The sequence below is a fragment of the Microcystis wesenbergii FACHB-1317 genome, from assembly GCF_014696875.1.
Classification (GTDB): Bacteria; Cyanobacteriota; Cyanobacteriia; order Cyanobacteriales; family Microcystaceae; genus Microcystis; species Microcystis wesenbergii_A.
In genome coordinates this window covers 1-4,551 of the sequence record NZ_JACJQV010000127.1, presented here as the reverse complement: position 1 = coordinate 4,551, position 4,551 = coordinate 1, and the positions used below count along the sequence as shown (strand labels likewise).

2 protein-coding genes and 2 pseudogenes are annotated in these 4,551 nt (G+C 43.3%); 2 read left to right on the top strand and 2 right to left on the bottom strand.

Going from position 1 to position 4,551, the window contains the following annotated elements; all coding sequences use genetic code 11:
• Window positions 1-146 precede the first annotated feature (146 nt).
• Together adhE and H6F92_RS10825 are read right to left on the bottom strand one after the other, a co-directional pair.
• Window positions 147-2,813 (bottom strand): bifunctional acetaldehyde-CoA/alcohol dehydrogenase, encoded by a 2,667-nt coding sequence (gene adhE / locus H6F92_RS10830; protein WP_190357836.1) that lies wholly within the window; start codon window positions 2,811-2,813, stop codon window positions 147-149.
• A 670-nt stretch (window positions 2,814-3,483) separates the two neighbouring features.
• On the bottom strand, window positions 3,484-3,663 hold the full coding sequence (locus H6F92_RS10825) for a TaqI-like C-terminal specificity domain-containing protein (RefSeq protein WP_190357835.1): 180 nt from the start codon (window positions 3,661-3,663) through the stop codon (window positions 3,484-3,486).
• A 139-nt stretch (window positions 3,664-3,802) separates the two neighbouring features.
• Between H6F92_RS10825 and H6F92_RS10820 the strand changes: the two are divergent.
• Both H6F92_RS10820 and H6F92_RS10815 read left to right on the top strand, forming a co-directional pair.
• Window positions 3,803-4,339 (top strand): annotated as a pseudogene (locus H6F92_RS10820) (ISAs1 family transposase); the annotation flags it as partial.
• A 66-nt stretch (window positions 4,340-4,405) separates the two neighbouring features.
• Window positions 4,406-4,551, top strand: a pseudogene (locus H6F92_RS10815) (IS701 family transposase); the annotation flags it as partial.

Sequence of the window (4,551 nt, the reverse complement as noted above, 5' to 3'; positions counted from 1 at the left end):
AGCAAAGCAAGGCATTTTAAAAATTTTTCAGATATTTGTTCTGAGAAATTGACTGAAAACCTTGCCAGATAAGGATTTGATTGAATGACATTTGCGAGAATGAAACGACCCTAGGGGGTAGGGGGGATCAAAGGCAAAATCGATCTCTACAAGCTCAAGGGTTGCGGATCTAACTTCAAATCGGCAAGACTGACATCACCGTGACCATTTACCGCCACCTCTAGGGGCAAATTGCCGTGATAAGCTTGGATTAACAGGGTTTTTAAGTCCTCAATCAGGGGATAACGGGGATTGGCTCCGGTACACTGATCATCGAAAGCTTGTTCGGCTAAATGGTCTAATTTGGCCATAAATTCGGCTTCACTTTCGGGAATTACCTCTTTAATACTGGCCGGAATACCGATTTCCCGTTTTAAACATTCGATCGCTAATACCAATCTTTCCACACTTTCGGTCTCGCTTTCTCCTCCCAATCCCAGGGAATGGGCGATCCTGGCATAGCGCCATTTTACGTTAGGATATTTGTACTGAGAGAAAGTCGCCTGTTTAAAGGGGGCATCGGTGGCATTATAGAGGATGACGTGGGAAATCATCAAAGCATTGGCCAGACCGTGGGGAATGTGGAAAATTGCCCCCAATTGGTGGGCCATGGAGTGACAGATGCCTAAAAAGCCATTAGCGAAGGCCATTCCTGCCATTGTCGCCGCATAATGGACTTTTTCCCGCGCTTTCGGGTCTTTAGCTCCGTTATGATAGGAACTGGGCAGATATTTAAACAGCAGTCGGATGGCATCTTGACCAAGAGCATTAGTATATTCTGAGGCTAAAACCGAGACGTAGGACTCAAGAGCGTGAGTTAAAGCGTCAATTCCGCCGTAGGCTGTCAATTTTTTCGGCATATTCAGCACTAATTCCGGATCGACAATGGCCATGCTGGGAGTTAGGGCATAATCTGCCAAAGGATACTTAATATTATTACGGCGATCGGTCACGACGGCGAAGGGAGTCACTTCTGATCCTGTTCCCGAAGTGGTGGGAATACAAACCATCAGAGCTTTTTCGCCTAAAGGAGGCAATTCATAGACTCGTTTGCGGATATCCATAAAACGCATGGCCAAGCTCTCGAATTCTATCTCTGGATGCTCGTAGAGTAGCCACATGATTTTAGCCGCATCCATGGGGGAACCACCACCGATAGCGATAATTACATCGGGATTGAAGGTATTAATGACATTTAACCCCCGTTCGACGGTTTCTAGGGAAGGATCGGGTTCCACATCGTAAAAGATATTAACCGTGATGCCGATTTCTTCTAAAATTTCCTGTAAAGTTGCGGTAACTCCTAGGTCGAAAAGAGGTTTATCGGTGACAATAAAGGCCCGTTTTTTGCCGGCTAATTCCCGAATAGCGACGGGTAATGACCCGTATTTAAAATATACTTTTGGTGGTACTCGGAACCAAAGCATATTTTCCCGGCGCTCGGCTACGGTTTTAATATTTAATAGGTGGGTAGGTTCGACGTTTTCGCTGATGGAATTACCGCCCCAAGTGCCACAACCGAGGGTTAAACTAGGATCGAGACGGAAGTTATAGATATCACCAATCGCACCCTGGGAGGAAGGGGTATTAATTAATACCCGGGCCGTTTGTACGTTGTCTTCAAAGCGCTTAATATTTTCCCGATTGGAGGGTGCGGTATAAAGCACGGCCGTATGACCTCGACCGGCAAATAAGACCAGTTTTTCGGCTTTTTTCACCCCATCTTCAAAGTCTTTCGCTCGGTACATGGCTAAAATTGGCGAGAGTTTTTCGTAGGAAAATGGTTCCTCTAAGCCAATATTTTCCACTTCTCCGATTAGTAAGCGGGTATCTTCGGGAACAGAAATTCCAGCCATGGCGGCTAATTTTTCTACCGGTTGACCGACGATATCGGGGTTGATATGACCATCTTTTAGGAGAATCCCGACGACTTTTTGCCTTTCTTCGGGGGAAAGAAGATAGGCCCCGCGATCAATAAATTCCTGTCGAACTTCTTCATAGATGCTATCGACAACGATTACCGATTGTTCGGAGGCGCAAATCATGCCGTTATCGAAGGTTTTACTGAGAATAATCGAGGAAACGGCCATTTTTATGTGCGCGGTTTCGTCAATTAAAGCGGGGGTATTGCCGGCACCGACTCCTAAGGAAGGTCTTCCCGAAGAATAGGCCGCTTTTACCATACCGGGACCGCCGGTGGCAAGGATTAAATTAATGCTGGGATGTTGCATTAATGCTTGGGAAAGTTCCACCGATGGCTGATCGATCCAACCAATAATACCGGCCGGTGCGCCCGCTTTTACGGCCGCTTCTAAGACTATTTTGGCGGCTGCGATCGTGCAGTCTTTGGCTCGCGGATGGGGGGAAAAAATGATGCCGTTGCGGGTTTTCAGGGCAATTAGGGCTTTAAAAATGGCTGTGGAGGTGGGATTTGTGGTGGGTACGATCCCCGCTAAAATGCCCACGGGTTCGGCGATTTTTTGCAATCCAAAGGATTTATCTTCTTCGATAATGCCGCAGGTTTTGCTGTGTTTATATTTGTTGTAGATGATTTCTGAGGCAAAGTGGTTTTTAATCACTTTATCCTCTATTACTCCCATTCCTGTCTCTTGTACTGCCATTTTAGCTAGGGGAATGCGCGCGTTGTTGGCTGCTAATGCCGCTTTTTTGAAGATAAGATCTACTTGTTCTTGGTTATAGTTGGCAAATTGTTGTTGAGCTTTTTTTACCTGTTGAATCAGTTCTTCTAGCTCTTGTCTATTGGTAACTGTCATAACAATTTTGTGGATAAAATTAGGCATTTTGTGCTACTATAGCGTTTTTCGGCAAGGGACTCGCCTAATCTTGGGATTTTCTTTATAGTCTCCTAAGAATTGGTATTATAGGATACTAATAATCCTAGGTAATACTAAATCTGGTTATTAAAGACTGATTATTTATTCCCCTTTTTGCATGAGTGCATGAGTAGAAAACGGGTTTCTCCGAGAAACCCGTTTTCTGTGCGTTACTCAGTGGGGAAGTGGGGAGATGGGTTTTAAAGTTCGATTGCGAGTTAATCATATTATTCAAAACAGAATTTATCATGAGAACGAATGTATCAAATTTAAGTCCCCCTTAAAAAGGGGGATTTAGGGGGATCAAATTTTTTAAGGGGGATTTAGGGGGATCAAATTTTTTAAGGGGGATTTAGGGGGATCAAATTTTTTAAGGGGGATTTAGGGGGATCAAATTTTTTAAGGGGGATTTAGGGGGATTAAATTTTTGTCAGTCCTTTGGGATGCTTTTGGGTGCGTTACGCTTCGCTAACACACCCTACATTTATATTTATTTGGTTTCCCTCTCTATTATCCTAATTTCTTCCTCACTTAATCCATACAATTCATACACTATTTGATTAATTTTTGTTTCTAACTCCTTGACTTCTTTTCCCTTAGCTTCTAAACATTATTTAACTAGACATTTGATCGCTTGTTTTTGAGTTTCTGTTGCACTAGCGATAGGAATTTTCCTAATATAATCTGTAAAAGCTCTTAGATATCCACCTCGAACTTTATTAGAAATATAAGAATAGAACCACTCTATAACAACTGAATTAAGTAATCCACAAAGCCAGGGTAAGCTCATCTAATTTGGTATAAATTGTACTTGACAAATATCTCGAAGTATCCTGCCTGTCTCTCCCCTCAAATTTCATTTATAAGTAGTTAAACAAAATCAGTCTTAATCTGAGCATGATCAATTAATATTAATTAGGAGAGAAGTCATGGCAACAGGTTTTGCCCCCGTATTGGAACCAGAAAAGAAAGCTCAACAGCCAACGACCGGGCCGTTAACACTAATCAATGAAATTCAAGCCAGGTTATTGAATTATGTTCAAGATATTCCTGACCCGAGAGTTTCTCGAACTCAAAAACATTTGCTGACCGATATTTTAGTGATTGCGATTTTAGCCGTGGTCGCAACGCGCTCGCTACGCGAGATCGCCGGGGCGCAAGGTTGGGAAGACATGGAAAATTATGGCATCAGTAAGCAGGCTTGGTTATCGGAATTTTTGGAATTACCCAATGGCATCCCTTCTGATGATACTTTTCCTCGGGTTTTTGAACGGATTAAGCCGGAAGCTCTCGAACAAGTTTTGTCTCAATGGCTACAACATTTGATCGGTTCTCTCGCGGGAGAAATTGTCCCCATAGACGGGAAAAATCTCAAAGGTTCCTACGATCGTAATCAAGGGATAAAAGCCTTACATTTAGTCACCGCCTGGGCAAGTGAGCAACGATTGGTTTTAGTGGGACTTAAACGCTCAATAAAGATCAAATCGAGTATAATCGTTAAAGAATAAGCACTTTACGTTGAAAGAGCAGCGATGAAAGAGACAACCCCAGCTGCGATGCCTCCCTGCTTTGACCGATGGTGTCGGCGGTTTGACAATTGCTTCAAAAACGAAGCGCAAAAAAACGGCTTCAGACAATATTTAGGAGGATTATTAGGGGAAAGTGAGAGGAAAAACCT

What these genes read in the sequence shown, in the direction of transcription:
- adhE (WP_190357836.1), bottom strand. Translation starts at nt 2,813, where the DNA reads ATGACAGTTACCAATAGACAAGAGCTAGAAGAACTGATTCAACAGGTA.
- H6F92_RS10825 (WP_190357835.1), bottom strand. Translation starts at nt 3,663, where the DNA reads ATGAGCTTACCCTGGCTTTGTGGATTACTTAATTCAGTTGTTATAGAG.